Consider the following 19,266-nt stretch of genomic DNA (forward strand, 5'->3'; position numbering starts at 1 on the left):
GAAGAGCGGTGTTCAGCCGGCCGCGTTGGCCAATCGCTTGGGACGCGCGTGTGTTTGAACATGAAGTTCTCGCAGCAGCTCAATGTCGCTGAGCAAAGCACGCCTCCATTCCATCGGAATCTTCGACACGTCGACGCCGCTGGATCCATCCTTCCCAGCTTGCAATCGCCGACTGGTATCTCGAACTGCATCCCGTTCGTCTTCCGTCATCGCATGCTCCGCATGACTGGCTCTCAATACCTCGTGGTGGGTGTGAAAAAAAGTCGGGCTGTCAATCAGTTGTTCCAACATCGACGACTTCGGCAGAACCGCCCATTGTTGTCGGGAATCCAACATGGCCTGTTCGTACAACTGGTACACCTCCGGCGGATTGGTTTCCTCGGGGATGACCAGCAACCGCAGCTTCCCCAATGACTTGCCGAGATCCCGGCTCGCCATCACCATCGCCAACGGAATGGCCAAAATCAAACCTGCGGTGATTGGCAGGAACCACACCGCCCATGATGGGGCGAACGTGAACACCGCCGCGGTGATCGCGACACCCAGAATGGTCAGACCTCCGAAATCCCGCACGGCTTGCAACATCGACACGCCATGCTCGCCACGTTGCTGCGACGACCAGGTCACCTTGCGCCCCCTCAGCGTGGAGACCACAAATCGGGTGTGCATGACAGCCATGATCGGCGACAGCAACACCGACAACACGATCTCCATCAGCACACTCAGCAACATTGAAATGGCACCTCCGAATCGCCAGGCTTGCCCGTGGGCGACCACGCTGGCATAGCCATACAACTTCGGCACCAACAACATCGCCATCGCCGCGATGAACAACCCGAACTGCATCGTGCTAGGCGCCACCGATTGGAACCCAACGAAGTCCGACGGAACACCATTTTCCAACGCCCAACTGGCAACACACAGGCACGTGAACAAGATCCAAAGCGGTGAACTGGCATACGCCAGCACGCCACTGAAGAAGTGCAGGCGGCTGACCGGGTGAAAACCTTCACTGAGCAGCAACCGACTGTGTTGCAGGTTGCCTTGGCACCAACGTTGATCGCGCTGAGCGTAGTCGGTCAACGTTGTGGGACACTCCTCGTAGCTGCCACCAATGTCATTGGCGAGTCGAACCTTCCAACCATTGCGAACCAGCAGAGATGCCTCCACGAAATCGTGAGACAAGATTTCGCCCCCCAAGGGAGCCTGTCCTGGCAACACTGGCAAGTCACAGCAATCGCAGAACGCTTCCACACGAATGATCGCGTTGTGTCCCCAATAGTTGCCTTGCTCCGCTGCCCAAGCGTCGAACCCTTCACAGAACACCGGGCCATAGGCCGCCGCGGCAAACTGCTGCAGACGAGCAAACCAAGAGTGACGACCGATCGGTGTGGGTGGAACTTGTAAAATGCCCAGCCGATCATCCGCTTCCATTCGTCGAACCATTTCCACCATCGTGTCGGGCTCGAGCAGACTGTCTGCATCCAACACGATCATGAACGAATATGGATCGGACCAGCGGCGACAAAAGTCAGCGATGTTCCCCGCTTTGCGAGCCACATTTTCTCGGCGATGCCGGTAATAGACGTGGCAGGACGTTCGGACTTCTTCTTCCAAGCGGTCGGTCAATTGAGACCAAGCCAACTCTTCGGCGAGCCAGACTTCGGAATCATTCGTGTCACTCAGGATAAAGAAATCAAATCGGTGATTCGGCCCCAAGCCTCGAACCATCGCTTCCACCCGTGCAAAAACATCTTCAGGTGACTCGTTGTAAACCGGCACCAGGACCGCCGTTGGAGGCTTCTCGCCCGACACCGTTGTAGGTTCGCGTTTCGGTGTTCGACGCCGTAGCAAACGAATCCACCCCAACGTGGCGACCACGAACGAAAATCCGATCCAACCAAACAACAACGCGAACAGAGGAACGGTCAGCCATTCCAACCATCCACGGCCATTTGCTGACATCGATGTGACGTACACGGTCGTGCCTGCGATCGTGATCAAGAGAACCAGCGTTACGATCCCCCAACGGATCCGCTTGATTTCCTTACTGACCATCGGTCATGGCCTCTGGTCGTGGTTCGCGACCTTTTCCACTGACCGTACCAATCAGCGCCATCACTGGCTCCTGGATGTGACGGGATGCCATCTCCATCCACCATTGCGACCGCAATGGACCAATCAACGGCGGTGTCGCGTTTGGACGCAACGTCCGAGCTCCCGATTGCGGGATCACCCGCCGGCGTTGGCTCGTCGCCCCTTCCGATGCATTCTTGCTAGGTTGAAAAAACAACTCGTCGATCGCCGCTTCCAAAGTCACCTGCGGCAGACGTGGGTCATTGCTTTCACCAGAATCGTGCACCGCTTCGTTGGAATCGGTGTCCACTCGCAATCTTTGTTTTGCGAGCCCAACGAAGTAGTGTGATTGATCTCGCACGCTGTCAGGATGGTGGTTCCCGCAGCGATGCAAATAATCCGCAATGACAGACAGAGATTGGTCGTTGAGAGTGTTCATCGGAAGAGCCTGAAAAGATAAGGGGCCAGTCGAACGAGTGGCGCGTGGGCTTCACGTGACGCTAAACCAAACGGTCAAAGCATCGACGTTTGCCACCATGAGGGTTTATCAAATCCCGCGCCAGAACTTCCCGACTAATCGGCAAATTCATTTTTAAGTTCGCTAAGGGAGCCACGAGCGGCTCACGACCGGTGCAAAGAGTCCCGAGAACGCCCACACCAGAATGAGAAATCATTGTGAATTTGTTGGGTGTGTCGGCGCTGACAACGGCGAGCTCAGAATTGGACCAGCTGACCGATTTGCTGCCAAAAAATAGCGCAGGCAGCTTCCAATGGCGGCATCCACGCGGATTTGAGCATCCATTGCGGAGACCGGTTGAAAATCGAGCAATGAGCTTGCGATCCCATCAAGGCAAAACTAACATCCCTCAGAGACAAACAAAGACCTCCTGCCATCCGTAATGAAGTTCACCCCTGCCCGCTGGTGAACCCATTTCGCTCTCGGGCCGCCTCTGCAACACGCAGCGGTGGTTCCCCCACCCACTCCCCGTCGCGCCCGCCCACCGCCCCGCCAAACGGATTCGTCAGCATGAAGCGACGCTTGCTCCTTTCTGCCTTCGCTGCCGCGCCCTTGCTCGCGGCGCATCGTCTTCGTGGCGATGGAGACTTCTCGTTGGTCTCCGCCGATTCTCACGCGGCAATGGATGAACCGATGATGGACGAAGTCACCGCCCCGTTCTTGGACGACCTGCGCCGGCGATGCTACCGGTACTTTGAGGAAGCAGCCGACCCGCAATCCGGACTGATCGCCGACCGTGGTCACACCGATGGAACATCGTTCAGCACTTACGCCAGCACGGCTGCCTCCGGATTTGGCTTGGCCGCTCATGGAGTGGCAGCCAACAACGGCTGGATCACCCAGGAGGAAGGTGCCTCGCGTGCTCGCAAAATGCTGTCCTTCCTGGTCAACGATGCGGAACACGAACGCGGGTTGGTCTATCACTTCATTGACCGTCTCACCGGCCAACGTGCCCTCGACTGTGAAGCGTCCACGATCGACACCGCCCTGCTGATTGCGGGCGCGATGCATGCCTCTCAGGTATTCCCTGAGGATCGCGAATTGGTCGAACTGGCCGACACGTTGTACGAGCGAGTCGATTGGCGATGGATGCTTGGCGACAACGGGTGCCTGCACATGGGATGGCGTCCCGAAACCGGTCGGCTGCCCTACCAATGGGACCGCTTCAGCGAATTGACGATTCTGGTTCTGCTCGCGATCGGGGCCCCCCACTCCGCGATCCCACCAAGTTGCTGGACGGCTTGGCGACGAGACACTCTTTTGCATCATCAAGGCGAATCCTTCATCAGCTACCCGCCTTTGTTCGTGCACCAATACCCGCAAGCGTTCTTCGACTTCCGCGGCGTCGTCTCACCGGACGGTCGTAACTACTGGCGGAATTCGCAATTGGCTCACCTGGCACAGATCGAGTTTCAACAATCCCTCGCCGATCAGTCGCCCAAACGATTCGGTCACTACGGCGAAGACTTGTGGGGCCTGACCAGCAGCGATTCAGCGAGCGGTTACCGCGATTGGGGCGGTCCCTACCAAGACGGCGAGGCGCAACCTGATCGCGGGATCGATGGGACCGTGGTCCCCAGTGCCGCGGGCGGAGGTCTGGCGATCGCACCCGAACAAACCATGCGGACGCTGCGGCACCAAAAGGACACGTATGGCGAATCGATCTACGGGCGATATGGCTTCGTCAACGCGTTCAACCCACACCGTGGTTGGGTTGGGTCCGACGTGATCGGTATTGATACAGGGATCACGCTTCTCTCCGCTTCAAACTTACTGGAGGAAGGCGTCTGGCACCCCTTCATGCAGCACCCCGCTTCCCAGCGAGCCTTCCGACTGGCTGGTTTCCGTCCCTTGGTTGGCTAGGAAGGGTTATGAGCCGGAGACGCACGCTTCATCTTTTCACTTGGGCACGCTGAGTGCGTCACGGAGGCTAGACTGCTTCGGTGATGCCCAAGCGGTGCAAATTTCCCTTGCTGCGTGAATTCAACGGGACCAAGTGAATGTTTTTTGACCGATGTGTTGCGAGGCTCTTGTCTTTGACCGGCCTCGCAGGTGTTCTCGCCCTGTCGTTCACCACTTCCTCCGCCAAGGCGGTGGATCTGATCGATGTCCGCGACTTTGAATCGCTCTGCGAATTGGCGGCCGAGCGTTCCCAGCAAGAATACGGTCCGCCCCCGCCACTGCCGGAGCCCTTGGCTTCTTGGCAGTACGACGACTACATCAAGGTGAAGTACCGTCCTGAACGAGCCACTTGGTTCGATCAAGGACTGCCATTTTGGTTGGAAACATTCCACCGCGGTTTTGTGCAAACCGACGTGGTCGAACTGTTCACTCTCAACCCGTCGCCCACCGGCGATACCATCAGCCAACGCATCGCTTTCAACACCGACGACTTTCTCTATGAAACGCCGTTGCAAGCCGACGAGATCCCACCAGCGGGCCACGCAGGGTTCCGAGTCGTGGGACCGTTCCCCAATCGCCCCGACGCTCAAGAGATGTTGAGCTTCATCGGGTCCAGCTACTTTCGCGGACGCAGCGGGGACACGATCTACGGTGCCTCCACTCGTGGTTTGGCGATCAACATCGCGATGATGCAAGAGGAAGAATTCCCGGACTTCCGCGCGTTCTGGATTCAAATGCCAGCAGCCGATTCAGACCAAATCTCAATCCTCGCCTTTCTCGACAGCCCCAGTGTCACCGGTGCCTACCGCTTTCGGCTGCTGCCTGGCAACGAGGTCACAAGAGTGAAGGTCCAAGCCCAGATCTTCTTCCGCGATCGCCCGCAAAAAATCGCGTTGGCTCCCCTGACCAGCATGTGGATGTGGGGTGACGGACTGAAAGGCCCTCCCAAAGACAGCCGACCGTCGGTGCATGACAGCGATGGGCTGCTGATCCAAACCGGTCCCGAGTCATGGCGTTGGCGGGCGTTTGCACGTCAGAGCTATCCGTCGGTGACTTCCACCGAGGTGGAATCGCTTCACGGCTTTGGATTGATCCAGCGGAACCGGGCCTTCTATCACTACGACGATCACAACGCTCGCTACGACAAACGCCCGAGCGTCTGGATCCAACCCGACTCCCCGTGGCCTGACGGTCGAATTGAATTGCTGGAACTGCCCGGAGCACACGAAGGCATCGACAACTTGGCGGCATACTGGTTGCCGCCTGAATCCATGTTGGAACCGACGCACGATCCCAATTCAAAACCGAATGCCTCCCAAGCCACTGGTGAGACGCTCAACGCATCGAAACCAACCGTCGACGCCGAAGCGGATGCTGCGACAGTCAGTGCTTTGGTGGAGCCAAGTGCTTCCACGGAACCAACCCTGACACCACTTCAACTCGCCTACGAAGTTCGCTTTTTCGCCGGTGATCCGCCCGAACACAACGTTCTCGGTCGAGCCACCAACCTGACCGTCCAACGCCCCAAAGACGATTCCCAACCAATTGAAATGGAGATTCGTTTTGCCGGCCCCGTCCTTCGAAGCTTGCCCGCTGATCATCCGCCTGCGATCCAGTCCAACTCCATCGCAGGAGAAATCACCGAGACAGAATTGACGCGAACCGAAGAGGGTGACTGGATCTTACGCTTCGACGTGACCTTGTCGGATGACAACCCTGGTGACCGTCCCGTCGAGTTGACGCTCAAACTCGTCAGCGAAGACCATCCGGTTTCAGAAACGTTCTGCTATCTCTTGCCACCAGCAGAACCTGAGTTTGTCTATCCCGCGGTCTACACACGGCAAGAGTAACCGCCGCAACGCGAGCACTTGGCTCAGGCGAACGAAGGCCGACTATTTTTCCGGCTTGGCATCCGTCGGAACAGAAGAAGCAATTCGCCCTCCCTGAACCAAGACCTCCAGTTCATCGGTGAACTGCTGCTTCAAAGCTTCTGCACCTGGATAACCTTGGTGGACCGCTTCGACCACTCCTGAAGGTGCAATCAAAAGCGTCAAAGGAATGGACTTGGCGGAGAACAATTCAATCAGATCCCCCTTGGGATCCGAGGCGACCGCCACATCCCAATCTTGCTCGCTGACGAACCCTTTGACCAAAGCCGAACTCTCGCCAACGTTCACGGCATAAAACTGAACGCCCTTGTCAGCGAATGCCTTGGTCGTCTCAGCGAGCACTGGCATCGCTTGCAAGCAAGGACCGCACCAAGTCGCCCAGAAATCCAGCACGAAGACCTTTCCCTTCAGGTCGTCTTTTCGAATGATGGAACCATCCAGAAGCGTCAACTCAAAGTCGGGAATGGATTCGCCCAGGAGGGGATGCTCGGCAAGTTCTTCGGAGGACTGCTGCTGAAAATCTTCCAGGGACTCATACTCCACGGCCCCCGGCGGCGGAGTGTATTGGAAGAGTTTTTCATCGACCTCACCGATCACCCGCCAAGATTTGAAGTCGTATCGCAACGAATACGCGTACCCTTGAGGCACCGCAACTTGTCCGGTTGCGATCAACATCGGCGTCAGATCAACGAGCAGACGCAACGGCCGCGGTTTGCTGTCGTCACTGATCCAAAGATCCCAAGTGACGCCATCCTTTTGCTGCCCACGAAGATGGATGGAGTCGATGCTGCCTCGGTACTTCATTTTCCCCGCGACTTCGACCGACTTCATCCCACCGAGAAATGTGACCGCCGGATCAACGCCTGCCAAAGTCAGGGCCAAGACCGCCTCGGGGTAAGGCCCCAGGTTCAGCTCGGAACGAGTCGCGAGTTCTTGGGACGACGCCACCTCTGACAAGCGGAAGAAGGCTTCGGGTGTCAACGCCACCACGCCTTTTTCACCATCTGAATACAACCGTTTTCGATCGTCAGCGGACTTGTAATAAATCGTGTATTGATCGGGGTACTTCGACGCGATTTCGTAGACCGACTCCGCCGTTTCAACGACCTCCCCTCCCATCACAGTTTCCACCGACAGGTCCACCGTCGCGCGAGAGACATCCGCTTTCAAGATCCTCGAAAACAGAGGCGTCAAAGCCTCCCGAACGTCTTCGCTGAGTTCAAACGAAGGCTTGTCCTGCGAGTGAGTGACCGATGGGATTGCGACGAATGCCACGCAGAACAGCAACAACGGCTGGGCAAGCCATTTTCTAAAACCAACACAGTTCACAACAGCAGCCAATCAACAAAAGAAGCAAGACAAGAGTGGGGCAGGATGCCGATCAGGCGGGGAAGCTCTTGAGAAACGCGACGCTTTCTCGAACGCTATCCAATGGTGCGGGTGACTGATCTTGCTCGACATGGCATTGATCCACACCAATTTCGCGAGCCAAATTCATCACCGCGGGAATGTCGATGATGCCGTTGCCGAGTTCTTGGAAGGCGTCGTTGGGAACCTGTCCCTCGTCGGTGATCACTGGCGTGTCCTTCTTCAGATCCTTCAGGTGCACCTGACTGATCCTCCCCGCCAAACGACGCATCATTTCAATGGGATCTCGGCCGCCAATTTTGGCCCAGAACACATCCAATTCGAACTCCATTTTGTGCGGGTCAAAACGCTCGACGAAGATGTCAAACGCGGTCAGCTTGTCCGCATTTTTCGCGTCGCCGCTTTCATTCGAATTGTTGTCCGCGTTCGCCGCTTCCGGGTTGTTGAACGTGGCGAATTCAAAGGAGTGGTTGTGGTAACACATCCGCATCCCAGCGTTGCGAGTCTGATCAGCCGCCTTGTTGGCTCGATCCGCAATCGCGCGGCACTTGTCCGCCGTGTCGCGTTGATGTTTTGCGATGTAGCCGAACACGACATGTCGCAGCCCAATTCGTTCCGCCAATTCCAAGGTTTGCTCGACGGAACCGACGCCCTCTTTTTGCGGTTCCGCGATGACGTTGAAATCCATGAAAGCACTGTGGACGATCAACCCGTTGTCACGAGCGATGGCCGCCAAGTGAACGGCCTCTTCGTCAATATTCAGCAACTCGACTTGCCGATAGCCGGCTTCGGCGACCGCTTTCAGTGTGCCTTCTGGATCAGCCTTCATCTCGTGGCGAAGTGTGTACAGCTGCAACCCAATGCGGTCCATGTATGGCAAAGGCGTCCCACCTTGGTCGGCTGCTTTGTCCGCCTCTTGGGCTAACAAGTTCAAAGGTTGAGCCAACCAAGCCGCCAACGCGGACGTGGCGGTCATTTGCAGTGCTGTGCGGCGATGAATCAATGGAGTCTTCATTGGGACCGAAGTGGAGAGGTGCCAAGGTGGATGCGAAACTGACGGGCGACTCAACCAGAGGCAGGCGTCCCCACGAATTGCCAGTCCACTTGGAACGATCAGTCCAGGTCGCGTTTCTGTCGCTGACGCCGGCTGTATCGCTCCAGGGTTTTTCGTTCCGAGGAAGTCAGGCTGGATTCCCCCGAGTCATGGATTTTAGCCAGAATTCGGTCCGCTTCCTCTGCTTCGGCGCGGATTTTTTTGTCGGGATCATGCAATTTCAGTTTGGCTCGACGCGATTTCTGCCGCATTTGGTTTGGAATCTCAGCAAATCGAGAGAAATCCAGCCACTCAAACGACCACCTCAATTGGGCGTACATGAACCCAAACACCGCCCCCGCCAGGTGAACTTCAAAGGCGGTGGAACTCGCCCCGCCAAAGATCCCCAATGCCGATGCCAAGTCGCCCACCACCAACAAACTGGCCAAAACCCAGGCCTTCATGGGGAAAACGAACATGAACAGCACTTCCTGATGAGGGAAGTAGCAGGCAAACAAAATCATCACAGCCACGACCGCACCACTGGCTCCGATGGTGTTCCCGACTAGAAAACCTGGGTCGATCTGGCCTGTGGAAGCGAGCGACATCACCCACGGGAAAAGCATCGCGACAATGCCGCCGAAAACCAGCGAGATCAGATAGAACCGCAGGAATTCATGCCCCCCCAACCGTTGCTCCACCGGTCGCCCGAAGACAAACAGCAAGAACATGTTGAAGACCAGGTGCAGGATATCATTGGTGTTGTGCAAAAAACCGTAGGTCAATGCACGGAACCACAACCATGGCTGTGTCAACGTTTGACCGCTGACCCCGAACCAATCGCTGAGTTGCCCCTTCGAAATCCAATCCATCACGAAAATCGCGACGTTGATTCCGATCAAGATTTTGATCATCGAGATGGGATTTTCAATTCGATCCCACGGTGTTCGTTCCGAGCGACTGTAGTCGCGGTCGTTCAGCCCCATGCCGGCAATTCACCCATCACTAAAACTTGCATCGCTATATTTCGCGGCGTTTAAGAATTTCGCTCATCAAAAACGCTTGTTGAGCCCCATCAGGTCGAGACAGCAATCGTCGAAACTTTTCAGCCGGCATCAACATCCGGCCTCGTGGAATGGAGTCAAAGGAACCTGACTCACTTTCGCTCGATCGTCCATCATCAGAAAGCTTCGCATTGTGCGACGGGCGATCCTCGACCACCTCACCGATCACAATGTCCTCGTCATCGTGGTCATCCGTCAACGAGGCATCGATTGCTTCGGCGAGTTGCCGAGTCACTCGTTCGCGATTGCGGTCTGAATATTGTCGAGGACGAGAACCGCTGCGTTGCTGCCGTTGTTCCTCTTGCAACGCACGGAATTCAATCGCGTTGCGTTGACGAATCTCAGCCGACTTCCGCAGGAATGTCTCGAGCTCACTCGGGTTTTCTTCGCGAGGCATGTCAGTGGTTCTCTTCGGGCCTGTCGGATTCTTGCGAATGCCCGGCCAAGGCACGCCGCATATCGGTGTCCGCATTCACGTTCTGCAAGCGGTAGTAATCCATCACCAACAGTTTCCCGTTGCGGAAAGCTTCCGCCATTGCGCGTGGCACATCGGATTGAGCTTCCACCACTTCCGCCTGGCTCTTGGCGATCATCGCCTGCATCTCCTGTTCTTCCGCAACCGCTGCGGCACGCTTGCCCTCCGCGTTGGCACGAGCGACGGCGGTGTCGGCTTCCGCTTGATCGGCTTGCAACCGAGCACCAATGTTGGCGCCCACATCGATGTCAGCGATATCAATCGAAACGATCTCAAACGCGGTTTGGGAATCCAACTTCTTCACCAACACGGCTTTGCTGATCACATCCGGATTTTCGAGCACCGCTTTGTGGCTGACTGCCGAACCAATCGCACTGACAATGCCTTCGCCGACACGAGCGATGATGGTTTCCTCAGTCGCACCACCAATCAACTGTTGCAAGTTGGCACGCACGGTCACACGCGCTCGAACCTTCAACTGAATCCCATCTTTCGCGACCGCATCCAGTGACGGCTTCGCGGAACCCCGCGGGGGACAATCGATGACCTTGGGATAGACGCTGGTTTGCACCGACTCCAACACATCCCGCCCCGCCAAATCGATCGCGGTCGCTTCCCGGAAGGTCAGCGAAATCGTCTTGGCCTTTTTCGCGGCAATCAATGCCCGAATGACTTGCTGGACATTGCCCCCTGCCAAGTAATGCGCCTCGAGTGCCCCCACCGTCAACTCGGGGTCATCCAGCCCGGCCTGCGTGGCCATGATCTTGCTGCGCACGATCGCCCGGGTGTTGACCTTTCGGAATGTCATTCCAATCAGATTGCCAAACGAGATCTTGGATCCCGTCAACACCGACTGAATCCACAACCCGAAATAGCTGGTGAAGATAAACAGAACCACAACAATCCCGGCGAAAATCACCAGTGCACCAATCAACAGTGCAGAGGTGACCTTGGGCATCTGAGCCAACGGCAGGGTGTCCAGCAACAACGATGCGATCATGGGGCGTCTCAAGAGGGCGGCACATTTCAATCCAGGCGAAGCTGCCAGATCGGAAGAGGCCCTGAAAGGATGCGAGGAAGGCGATTTTTCCTTCGGAAAGGCTTTCGAAGGCCGCTCTCATCGTCCTGGCCCCGTCATCCAGTGTCAAGCGCAGCGACCCCGCCACAACCTCCGTTCAGGCAACTTCACTCAGCCAGACACGTTGCCATTCTCGCCGGCCTCGGAAACAACCGGGACGGCGGAAGGATCGCCCGCTGAGGCTGGTGGATCCCCGCCCATCCACTCCGCCAGCGAACGCGTTCCCGCGGCCACACACTCGGCTTCCTTCAGCTCCGCCAAAGTCTTCCAAGCCGGGTGGTTGCTCGCCGGGCGGAACCGATGAGCCAGTCGCATCACTTCGGCCAACAGAATCGTCTTGGCGGGGCGAGCGAGTGTGAGCTGATTCTCCTGCCCCGGCCCCGTCACAACACGCCGCAGAAAGTTGCCTTCAATGAGTCGCGTTTCCATCTCGTGCACCACTCGACTGGAAAGCCCCAAGCGATCAGACAATTCCTGACGCCCCACCGCCTCTCCGCCGGCAAAAGCGATGGCAACTTCCGTCATGATCGGCAGCATCCAGTCCGGATCGCCCGCCGGCAGATCCTCTTGTTGTTCGCTGCGTCGGCGGAACTCTTTGCCACGGACGGTTTGCAGGGTGTAAGTCAGAATCAAACCGAACAACACGATCAACCAAGTCAAATAGATCCAGAGCAGGAACAACGGGATCACACCGATCGACCCGTACAGTTCCAAGTAAGGCACCGCCGTGGTCACGTAGATTTGAAAACCGTACTTGGCGAATTCCCACAGCACCGCACTCACCGCCGATCCCATCACAGCGGCGCGCACGGAAACATGGGTGTTGGGCATCAACGCGTACAACAGGAACAACAACACCCAAGCGGCCAGCAGCGACAACGCATGCTGCAAAATCCAAACCGGCCCCGACCCTGCTCCCAAATCCCCAAACCAATCGATGACCTGCGCTGACATGTAAAGACTGAGTGCAAGCAGCCCGCTGCCCAGCGTGATGATCGACCAGTGAACCGCCACTCGCAAATGAATCGGACGCTGCGTCGGTGCGTCGAAGATTCGATTGAACAGATATTCCGTCGCATCCGCCAACGCAACGGCCGCGTAGATGAACAGCAGCAATCCAAAAACTCCAATCGAAGCAAAATCCAGCGAAGCAATCTTGGACGTCGCACCATGCAACGTCTGGCGAATGATTTCGCGTGCCTGATCGTCGGCCTCCGCTTTTCCCACCAGTTCTTCTGCATCGACAACTTCCCCGGCCGCGTCTTCCGCCGTGGGTGGATAACCGTCGATCGCTGGGACTGTCACGTTGCCTTGCAACTGGCCATCCGATCCGCCCCCCAGTCCTCCGGCTTCCATCGCAGCATCTGCCAACTTGTCTGGGTCTTCCCGTTCAGCCTCCACGACGGTTTCAATCACGGCGTCGTCCGGATCACCGAAGTCCGGCGTGTTCACTTCCGACGCATCCACCGCGAGCTCGATCGGCAACGCCCCCGGATCCGGTTCTGGAACCGGGATGTATTCGGCGGGAATCTGCGGCACGCCAAAGAACGAATACAACTGGTTCTCCACTCGCAGTTGCACGTCGTCGAGCCCACCGAAGACGCGAAACATCACCAGCCCCAACACCACGACGGGGATCAACGAGAAGATCGTTCGATAGGTCAACTCCGCCGCCATTCCTTCGGCTCGATGGCGGTGCAATTGTTCGCCACAGTGAATGACAAGGTCCCAGGCGGTGCGCAGTTGATGCTGGCGTCGGGACAGCTCATCCCTGGGTCGCTCAATCGTTTCGACGAGATAGTTCCACCAGTGACGCACGGTGTTTTCCTTGGAAGGGTGGTCGGTGGGAGGAGAAATCGAAACGAGGGTCTCAATGGGAAAGCGTTGTGAGTTGGCACGCTGCGATCCAATCGGTTTGGCAGGCACTCACCAATGCATCACGTCACCGAGCATCGAAGCGGTCGACCGGACAAGCCCGCGATCAAGTTGTCGACCGCAATCTCAGCCATCGCATTTCGACTGGTGTGAGTCGCGCTGCCGATGTGCGGCAAAATCACACAATGAGCGGACTTCACCAACGGGTGCTCGGCCGACAGAGGCTCAGGCGTCGTGACATCCAATCCCGCCCCGAAAATCGACCGGTTTTCCAAAGCCTCGACCAGCGCGTCTTGATCCACAATCTCACCGCGTGCCGTGTTCACCAACACCGAGGTGGACTTCATTTTCGAAATCGCCTCCGCGTCGATCAGGTTGCGAGTCTCGTCGGTCAGAGCGACGTGCACCGAAACGAAGTCGCTTTCGGCCAACAAAGTGTCGAGTTCGACGCGGCGGCCACCCAATTCTTTTTCCACCTCGGCTTGGTCACTGCGTGAGGTGTACAGCAGGTTCATGCCCCATCCGCCGACCAATCGCCGTGCGGTTGCCCGACCAATGCGTCCCATGCCGACGATCCCCAGCGTTTTGCCGGCCGGTTCGACACCCAGCCAGCCCGTTGGCTCCCAGGTTTTCCACTCGCCCTCACGAACTTGATTGCCCGCCGGCAGGACGTGCCGTGAAGCGGCAAACAACAACGCGACGGCCAAATCAGCGGTGGCATCGGTCAACACGTCTGGCGTGTTCCCGACCGCAATGCCTCGCGTCTTGGCCGCATCGACGTCAATGTTATTGAATCCGACGGCGTAGTTGCTGATCACCGCCAACTGGTCCCCGGCGATCTCCATCATCTCCCCGTCGATCCGGTCGCTGAGCATCGTCAGCAATCCGTGGCGGCCTTTCACCAACCGGCACAGTTCCTCGCGACTGGGCGGCATCGTTTCCGGCCAAACCTCGACCTCACAAACCTCCCGCAAACGCTGCAAAGACTCACCAGGGGTCTGCCGCGTGACCAAAACACGGGGCCGTTTGACTGCTTCGTGGCTCTCCATCTTCTCAATTCCCCTTCGCGGCTTTCTTCGAAACCGGCATAATGGATCCTAGTCCCGCGACCAGGGCTTCTCGTGACCTAAAAATGATACGATGGAGTCCGCCTGCGAGACACGGGGTTCAAAATCGCGTCTGGATTCAAAATGGCATCTGGGTTCCAGATCAATTGGGTACCGGATCAGCGAATGGAAACAGTGATCCTTTCCTGAACCCGCGTGCCTTGCGATGCGAACAGATTTGCAAGCCGAACAGCCCCAGCAAGTCCGGTTCCGAAGACGGACCCTGACCCCACCCTTCCAATTTGACCCTTTCCCCTTCGACGAGACTTCTGGATGAATCATCGACGCAGCGGCCAGCGTTCACTCATGAACCTCTACCGTCCCTTCGCCGACACACTCGGCCACCCTCGCGTCTTGGCGGGCGTCGCGGTCCTTTGTTTCTCTGCGTTGCCCGTTGACTCGGTCCAGGGCCAAGAATCCGTCACCGAACAGGCTCCGGCGCCTCCGGTCACGCCCGTGCCCCCCGGCGCCCCCCCGTTGCTGCCCTCGCAAATGAAGCAGTCGACGGATCCCGGCCAAGCGGATTTGGACGAAGCGGTGCTGAAACGCATTGATGCCGAATCCAATGAAGACCTGGAAGCGGTCGCCTCGTTGATCGAATCAGCCTTGGCCAAAGGCCTCGATGACGAAAATCAGTCCTTTGCGAAAAAGATGCTCGGCAGCATCCAACTTCAGCGAGGCCAAGGCATGGCCGGCGCAATGACTCGCATGAGAGGTCGCCGCGCGTTGCAAATGCGTGACGAAGCCCTGCGGGTTCTCGACCAAGCGATCGAAAACGATCCGGAATTGGCCGAAGCCCACATGCTGATCGCGCGTTTGAACTTGCTTCCCGACGGGGACGAAGAACGGATCGCCAAAGCCACCTCCGCCGCCATCGAATTGCTCCAAGACGATCCCAAGGAACTCAGCACGGCTTACTTGCTCCGTGCGATGACCCAAGACAAAACCGAGGATCAACTGGCCGACCTTTCCAAAGCCATTGAACTGGACCCCTCCAACGCGGATGCCGTTCGTCAGCGGGCTGGTCTGCGAATGCAAGCGGGCAAGATCAACGAAGCCGTCGAAGATTTGCAAAAGGTGCTGGAACTCGACCCCACCAACGAACAAATCGCCGCTGCCACGGTTCAGCAACTGGTCGAACTCGATCGAACCGACGACGCGTTGGAACTGCTGAGCAAGACCATTCAGGCTCGCCCCAGCGAAGGGCTGTATCGTCTGCGGGCGTTGCTGTACACCAACATGGATCGTGAAGGCGATGCATTGGCCGATTTGAACAAGGCCCTCGCGATGCAGCCCAAGGACCCAATCGCCCTGCTGCAACGAGCTGAGATTTCTCTGCGACGCAACGATGTGAAGGACGCCAAACGTGACCTGGACGCCGCCATCGACCTGGCACCGCAAGTCGAACAACTTGATCAAGCGATCGTGGTTCGTTGCTTCATCGCGGTGGAAGAGGGTCGCATGGCGGACGCGATCAACGACATGAAAATCTTGATTGACCGCAGCCCAGACGATGTTTATCGCCAATTGCAATTGGCGACCTTGTACTTGCAAGACGACCGGCCTCGGCAAGCCATCGAGATGCTCAGCGGTGTGCTCGATCGCGATCCGAAAAACGCTTCGGTCCTGCGTTCTCGTGGCGACGCCTACTTGGCGGTTGGCGATCATGCCGAAGCCATCGCGGACTACGAAAAAGCGCTGACCAACCTCGATGCCGAGAAAGAAGCCGACTCGATCATTCTGCCCAGTGTTCTCAACAACCTGGCTTGGGTGCTTGCGACTTCGCCGAAAGATGAAGTTCGAAACGGTGCGCGTTCACTCGAACTTGGACTGCGAGCCGTCGAAATGACGGAGGAAGCCGAAGGGCACATCCTCAGCACGTTGGCAGCGGGATACGCCGAAGCGGGTGACTTCGAAAACGCGATCAAATGGAGCGAAAAGGCGGTGGAAGCTGCCAAGAAAGAAATCGCAGACGGCGCCGATGAAGAATCAGTTCAACTTGAACAACTTCAAGAAGAGCTGGAATCCTATCGCGCCAACGAACCCTGGCGTGAGAAACAGGACACCGAAGAAAATGAGATCCCATTGCTGTCCCCTGATGACTTGATTGACACCTGAGAGCAGGTCCTCGGAGCCGGTCGCCGACAACCGCACTCTCGGAAGTGCGGTAGGATGAGCCAAGTCAACTTCGCTCACTTCTGAGCGGGATTCGTCCCGCTTCCCTTCCGAGTGCTCCCATGCCGCTGCATCGATTCCCGCCACGGACCGCACGTCCGTGCCTCTCTTGGTTGGTAGCCAGCGTGTGGCTAACCGCAATGGCGTCGGCCCACGGCATCGTCTTCGCAGCCCCGCCGAGCGCCACTGAGACCATCGCCAACCGCTTGGTGAAAACACTCAACGGCGTCGAAGCAGAAGGAGTCGGTCACGCGGCCGCGATGGAGTTGATGTCAGAGTCCCTGCAGGCGACTCCTGTCACAACGCCGCAACTTTTCGCGACGCTGAATTCGATGGCGGAGGCCAACCCGCGAGCCAAGAACTGGCTACGTTTGCTGGCCTCGCAACAAATCGAGCTGGCCGATTCCAAAGCGAAAACGGGTTCAACAGAGCGGTCCTTTGACGCTGACTTGCTGACGTTCTTCAATGATCGGACGCACGATGGCGATGCCCGGTACCTGGTTTATCGCCACCTCATCGACCGCGATCCCGAACGACTCGAAACGTTGCTCGAGCAAGCCGTTGACGACCCGTTCATCCCGCTTCGGTACTTGGCAATTCAACGAAAACTGAAGCTGGCGGACGATTTGGAAGGGGAGAACGCCATCGAGGCCTATCTTGAACTGCTCCCCTTGGCCCGACATCCAGACCACCTCCGAGACATCACCGGTTCCCTGAAAAAACTCGACCGCCCGGTTCAGCTCGCCAAACAGCTTGCGATGATCATGCGTTGGCACGTGATCGCTCCCTTCGACAACCAAGACAGCGAGGGTTTCGACCAGGTCACCGATGTGGAAACCCAGTACGTCGACTCACCGCTCGACGTCGAACTGCTGGATCAATCGTTTGCCGCAAAGCCGTCGTCGGGAAACGATCCCACGCCAGCAGACGAAATGCTCGATTGGCAACCGCTTGCCACGGACGACAACGCCGGGATGGTGGATTTGAATCCAACCTACAACAACGCCAAAGAGGCAATCGCCTACGCGGTGTGTTATTTCGAATTGCCCGAGGACGAAACGACGGACGCCCAAGCACGCCTGGGTTCCATCAACGCCAACAAGGTTTGGGTCAACGGGGAACCAGTCCTGAGCAACGAGGTGTACCACTCCGGTTCGAGCATCGATCAGTATGTCTCGAACTGCCGACTTCACCCTGGGCTGAATTCGGTCCTGTTGAAAATTTGCCAGAACAACCAAACCGACCCCTGGGCTCAGGATTGGCACTTTCAGTTTCGGTTGACGGATTCAACTGGCCGCGGGATTCCCGTGACCGTGGTCAACGCCGCTCGCTGAGTCTTTTCTCACCAACGACTTCCTCAGGACCTGACTGTCATGCCTCTCTCCTCTCGCTCCATCCGCCTCGGACTGTTCGCAGCGAGCATTGCCGGACTTGGAGTGTTTTCTCCCCATGCATCGGCCCTGGATTGGCTGCAATTTCGCGGGTCGGACACCACATCCTCGTCCAGTGAGATCACACCTCTTCCGGTCGACAATTCCCTCCCGGCGACTTGGGAAGTCCCCACGGCAGCCCGGGGCATCAGCAGCCCCATCGTGATTGGTGATTCCGTCGTGGTCACCAGCAGCGGAGGAGAAGACGAACGGGACCTGTACATCGAAGCGTTTGACGCCGAAGACGGATCACGCCGATGGCTCCGCACTCTGCATGCTTTGGGACGACCCTACACCCATCCAACCAGCGCCAATGCCTCGCCATCTCCAGCCAGCGATGGCGAAAAGATCGTCGCTCTGTTCAGTTCGTGCGATTTGGTTTGCTTGAAAACGGACGGCACGCCGCTTTGGTATCGAGCCCTCGCGGTGGATCACCCACGCACTGGCAACGATGTCTCCATGAGCAGTTCCCCTGTGATCCTGGACGACGTGGTTGCTGTTCAGTTGGAGAACCAAGGCGACTCCTTTTCCAGCGGCGTCGATCTTGAAACCGGCGAAACTCTTTGGACGCGGTCGCGACCACGGCGTTCTGGCTGGGCCACTCCCGTCGCAGTTCGATTGCCCGATCCCGCGTTCGTGTTTCAGAATTCCGATGGCATCGAAATCGTGGCAGCTCGCTCCGGTGAACTCATCGCAACGCTCGCGATCTCCGGCAGCATCACATCGTCCCCCACCTGGGCTCCTCCCCTGTTGCTGGTCCCAGGCAACGGCATCACCGCTTTCAACCTTCGCGAACCGTCGTTCCCAATCGCGTGGGAAAACACTCGTCTGAATTGCAGGAGTGCTTCGCCCGTCGTCCACCATGGGCAGGTGATCGTGAACCAAGGATCAGTCCTCGCTGCCGCGGACTTTTCGACCGGCGAATCGACCTGGAAGACTCGCATGCGAGATGTCAAATCCGTCTGGGCCACCCCCATCGCCACTGCCTCGGGGATTTATGTGGTCGACCAATCCGGAACCATCACGGTGGTCGGCGAAGTCGACGCCAGTGAGAACGAGGGAGATTCCGGCACCACCAAAGTAGAAGTCCTCGGCATTGCGGAATTCACCGGTCCAATGCTTGCCACCCCCGCGGTCTCGGATGGTTCGCTGTTCCTTCGCAGCGATTCGTCGCTGATCAAGCTCGCTCAACCGACTGGCACGGAATCCAAGCCCGCCCCGGAATGATTTTATTGAACTGGTCGTCTTAAACTCGGCCGCTCCGGCGACCTGGGTTCA

At 57.5% G+C, this 19,266-nt stretch carries 14 protein-coding genes; 5 read left to right on the forward strand and 9 right to left on the reverse strand.

The window, feature by feature from the left end; genetic code table 11:
* Positions 1–12 precede the first annotated feature (12 nt).
* Together mdoH and RISK_RS10000 are read right to left on the reverse strand one after the other, a co-directional pair.
* A complete protein-coding gene (mdoH, locus tag RISK_RS09995) occupies positions 13–2,058 on the reverse strand; it encodes a glucans biosynthesis glucosyltransferase MdoH (protein ID WP_047814089.1) in 2,046 nt (681 codons plus the stop codon).
* Positions 2,048–2,515 carry a hypothetical protein gene (locus tag RISK_RS10000; protein ID WP_047814090.1) on the reverse strand — a complete coding sequence of 156 codons (468 nt, stop codon included), beginning with the start codon at positions 2,513–2,515 and terminating at the stop codon, positions 2,048–2,050. Before RISK_RS10000 ends, mdoH begins: the two co-directional genes overlap by 11 nt.
* Positions 2,516–3,103: 588 nt before the next feature.
* Between RISK_RS10000 and RISK_RS10005 the strand changes: the two genes are divergently transcribed.
* Entirely contained in the window at positions 3,104–4,456 is a 1,353-nt protein-coding gene (locus tag RISK_RS10005; RefSeq protein WP_047814091.1) for a glucoamylase family protein, read from the forward strand.
* 137 nt (positions 4,457–4,593) lie between these two features.
* On the forward strand, positions 4,594–6,345 hold the full coding sequence (locus RISK_RS10010; protein ID WP_047814092.1) for a glucan biosynthesis protein: 1,752 nt from the start codon (positions 4,594–4,596) through the stop codon (positions 6,343–6,345).
* Between the two features lie 42 nt (positions 6,346–6,387).
* Here the strand turns inward: RISK_RS10010 and RISK_RS10015 are convergent, their stop codons facing one another.
* The 7 genes from RISK_RS10015 to RISK_RS10045 all read right to left on the reverse strand — a co-directional run bounded on the left by RISK_RS10015 (position 6,388) and on the right by RISK_RS10045 (position 14,326).
* Positions 6,388–7,659, reverse strand: coding sequence for a redoxin domain-containing protein (locus RISK_RS10015; RefSeq protein WP_236696184.1), 1,272 nt, complete (start codon positions 7,657–7,659; stop codon positions 6,388–6,390).
* A 106-nt stretch (positions 7,660–7,765) separates the two neighbouring features.
* Positions 7,766–8,767, reverse strand: coding sequence for a sugar phosphate isomerase/epimerase family protein (locus RISK_RS10020; RefSeq protein ID WP_047814094.1), 1,002 nt, complete (start codon positions 8,765–8,767; stop codon positions 7,766–7,768).
* Between the two features lie 98 nt (positions 8,768–8,865).
* A complete protein-coding gene (locus RISK_RS10025) occupies positions 8,866–9,771 on the reverse strand; it encodes a rhomboid family intramembrane serine protease (RefSeq protein WP_047814095.1) in 906 nt (301 codons plus the stop codon).
* 34 nt (positions 9,772–9,805) lie between these two features.
* On the reverse strand, positions 9,806–10,246 hold the full coding sequence (locus RISK_RS10030; protein WP_047814096.1) for a hypothetical protein: 441 nt from the start codon (positions 10,244–10,246) through the stop codon (positions 9,806–9,808).
* 1 nt (position 10,247) lies between these two features.
* On the reverse strand, positions 10,248–11,324 hold the full coding sequence (gene floA / locus RISK_RS10035) for a flotillin-like protein FloA (RefSeq protein ID WP_047814097.1): 1,077 nt from the start codon (positions 11,322–11,324) through the stop codon (positions 10,248–10,250).
* A 189-nt stretch (positions 11,325–11,513) separates the two neighbouring features.
* Complete coding sequence (locus RISK_RS10040; RefSeq protein WP_236696191.1) at positions 11,514–13,220, reverse strand: YihY/virulence factor BrkB family protein; 1,707 nt, start codon at positions 13,218–13,220, stop codon at positions 11,514–11,516.
* 119 nt (positions 13,221–13,339) lie between these two features.
* Positions 13,340–14,326, reverse strand: coding sequence for a 2-hydroxyacid dehydrogenase (locus tag RISK_RS10045; RefSeq protein WP_047814098.1), 987 nt, complete (start codon positions 14,324–14,326; stop codon positions 13,340–13,342).
* 330 nt (positions 14,327–14,656) lie between these two features.
* Between RISK_RS10045 and RISK_RS10050 the strand changes: the two genes are divergently transcribed.
* The 3 genes from RISK_RS10050 to RISK_RS10060 all read left to right on the forward strand — a co-directional run bounded on the left by RISK_RS10050 (position 14,657) and on the right by RISK_RS10060 (position 19,215).
* Positions 14,657–16,501 carry a tetratricopeptide repeat protein gene (locus RISK_RS10050; RefSeq protein ID WP_047814099.1) on the forward strand — a complete coding sequence of 615 codons (1,845 nt, stop codon included), beginning with the start codon at positions 14,657–14,659 and terminating at the stop codon, positions 16,499–16,501.
* A 182-nt stretch (positions 16,502–16,683) separates the two neighbouring features.
* Complete coding sequence (locus RISK_RS10055; protein ID WP_236696185.1) at positions 16,684–17,892, forward strand: hypothetical protein; 1,209 nt, start codon at positions 16,684–16,686, stop codon at positions 17,890–17,892.
* 39 nt (positions 17,893–17,931) lie between these two features.
* Positions 17,932–19,215 (forward strand): outer membrane protein assembly factor BamB family protein, encoded by a 1,284-nt coding sequence (locus tag RISK_RS10060; RefSeq protein WP_047814101.1) that lies wholly within the window; start codon positions 17,932–17,934, stop codon positions 19,213–19,215.
* Positions 19,216–19,266 lie beyond the last annotated feature (51 nt).

This window comes from Rhodopirellula islandica, from assembly GCF_001027925.1.
Taxonomy (GTDB): domain Bacteria; phylum Planctomycetota; class Planctomycetia; order Pirellulales; family Pirellulaceae; genus Rhodopirellula; species Rhodopirellula islandica.

Coding starts and splice junctions, on each gene's coding strand:
- mdoH (WP_047814089.1), bottom strand. CDS start 2,058: ATGGTCAGTAAGGAAATCAAGCGGATCCGTTGGGGGATCGTAACGCTG.
- RISK_RS10000 (WP_047814090.1), bottom strand. CDS start 2,515: ATGAACACTCTCAACGACCAATCTCTGTCTGTCATTGCGGATTATTTG.
- RISK_RS10005 (WP_047814091.1), top strand. CDS start 3,104: ATGAAGCGACGCTTGCTCCTTTCTGCCTTCGCTGCCGCGCCCTTGCTC.
- RISK_RS10010 (WP_047814092.1), top strand. CDS start 4,594: ATGTTTTTTGACCGATGTGTTGCGAGGCTCTTGTCTTTGACCGGCCTC.
- RISK_RS10020 (WP_047814094.1), bottom strand. CDS start 8,767: ATGAAGACTCCATTGATTCATCGCCGCACAGCACTGCAAATGACCGCC.
- RISK_RS10025 (WP_047814095.1), bottom strand. CDS start 9,771: ATGGGGCTGAACGACCGCGACTACAGTCGCTCGGAACGAACACCGTGG.
- RISK_RS10030 (WP_047814096.1), bottom strand. CDS start 10,246: ATGCCTCGCGAAGAAAACCCGAGTGAGCTCGAGACATTCCTGCGGAAG.
- floA (WP_047814097.1), bottom strand. CDS start 11,324: ATGATCGCATCGTTGTTGCTGGACACCCTGCCGTTGGCTCAGATGCCC.
- RISK_RS10045 (WP_047814098.1), bottom strand. CDS start 14,326: ATGGAGAGCCACGAAGCAGTCAAACGGCCCCGTGTTTTGGTCACGCGG.
- RISK_RS10050 (WP_047814099.1), top strand. CDS start 14,657: ATGAATCATCGACGCAGCGGCCAGCGTTCACTCATGAACCTCTACCGT.
- RISK_RS10060 (WP_047814101.1), top strand. CDS start 17,932: ATGCCTCTCTCCTCTCGCTCCATCCGCCTCGGACTGTTCGCAGCGAGC.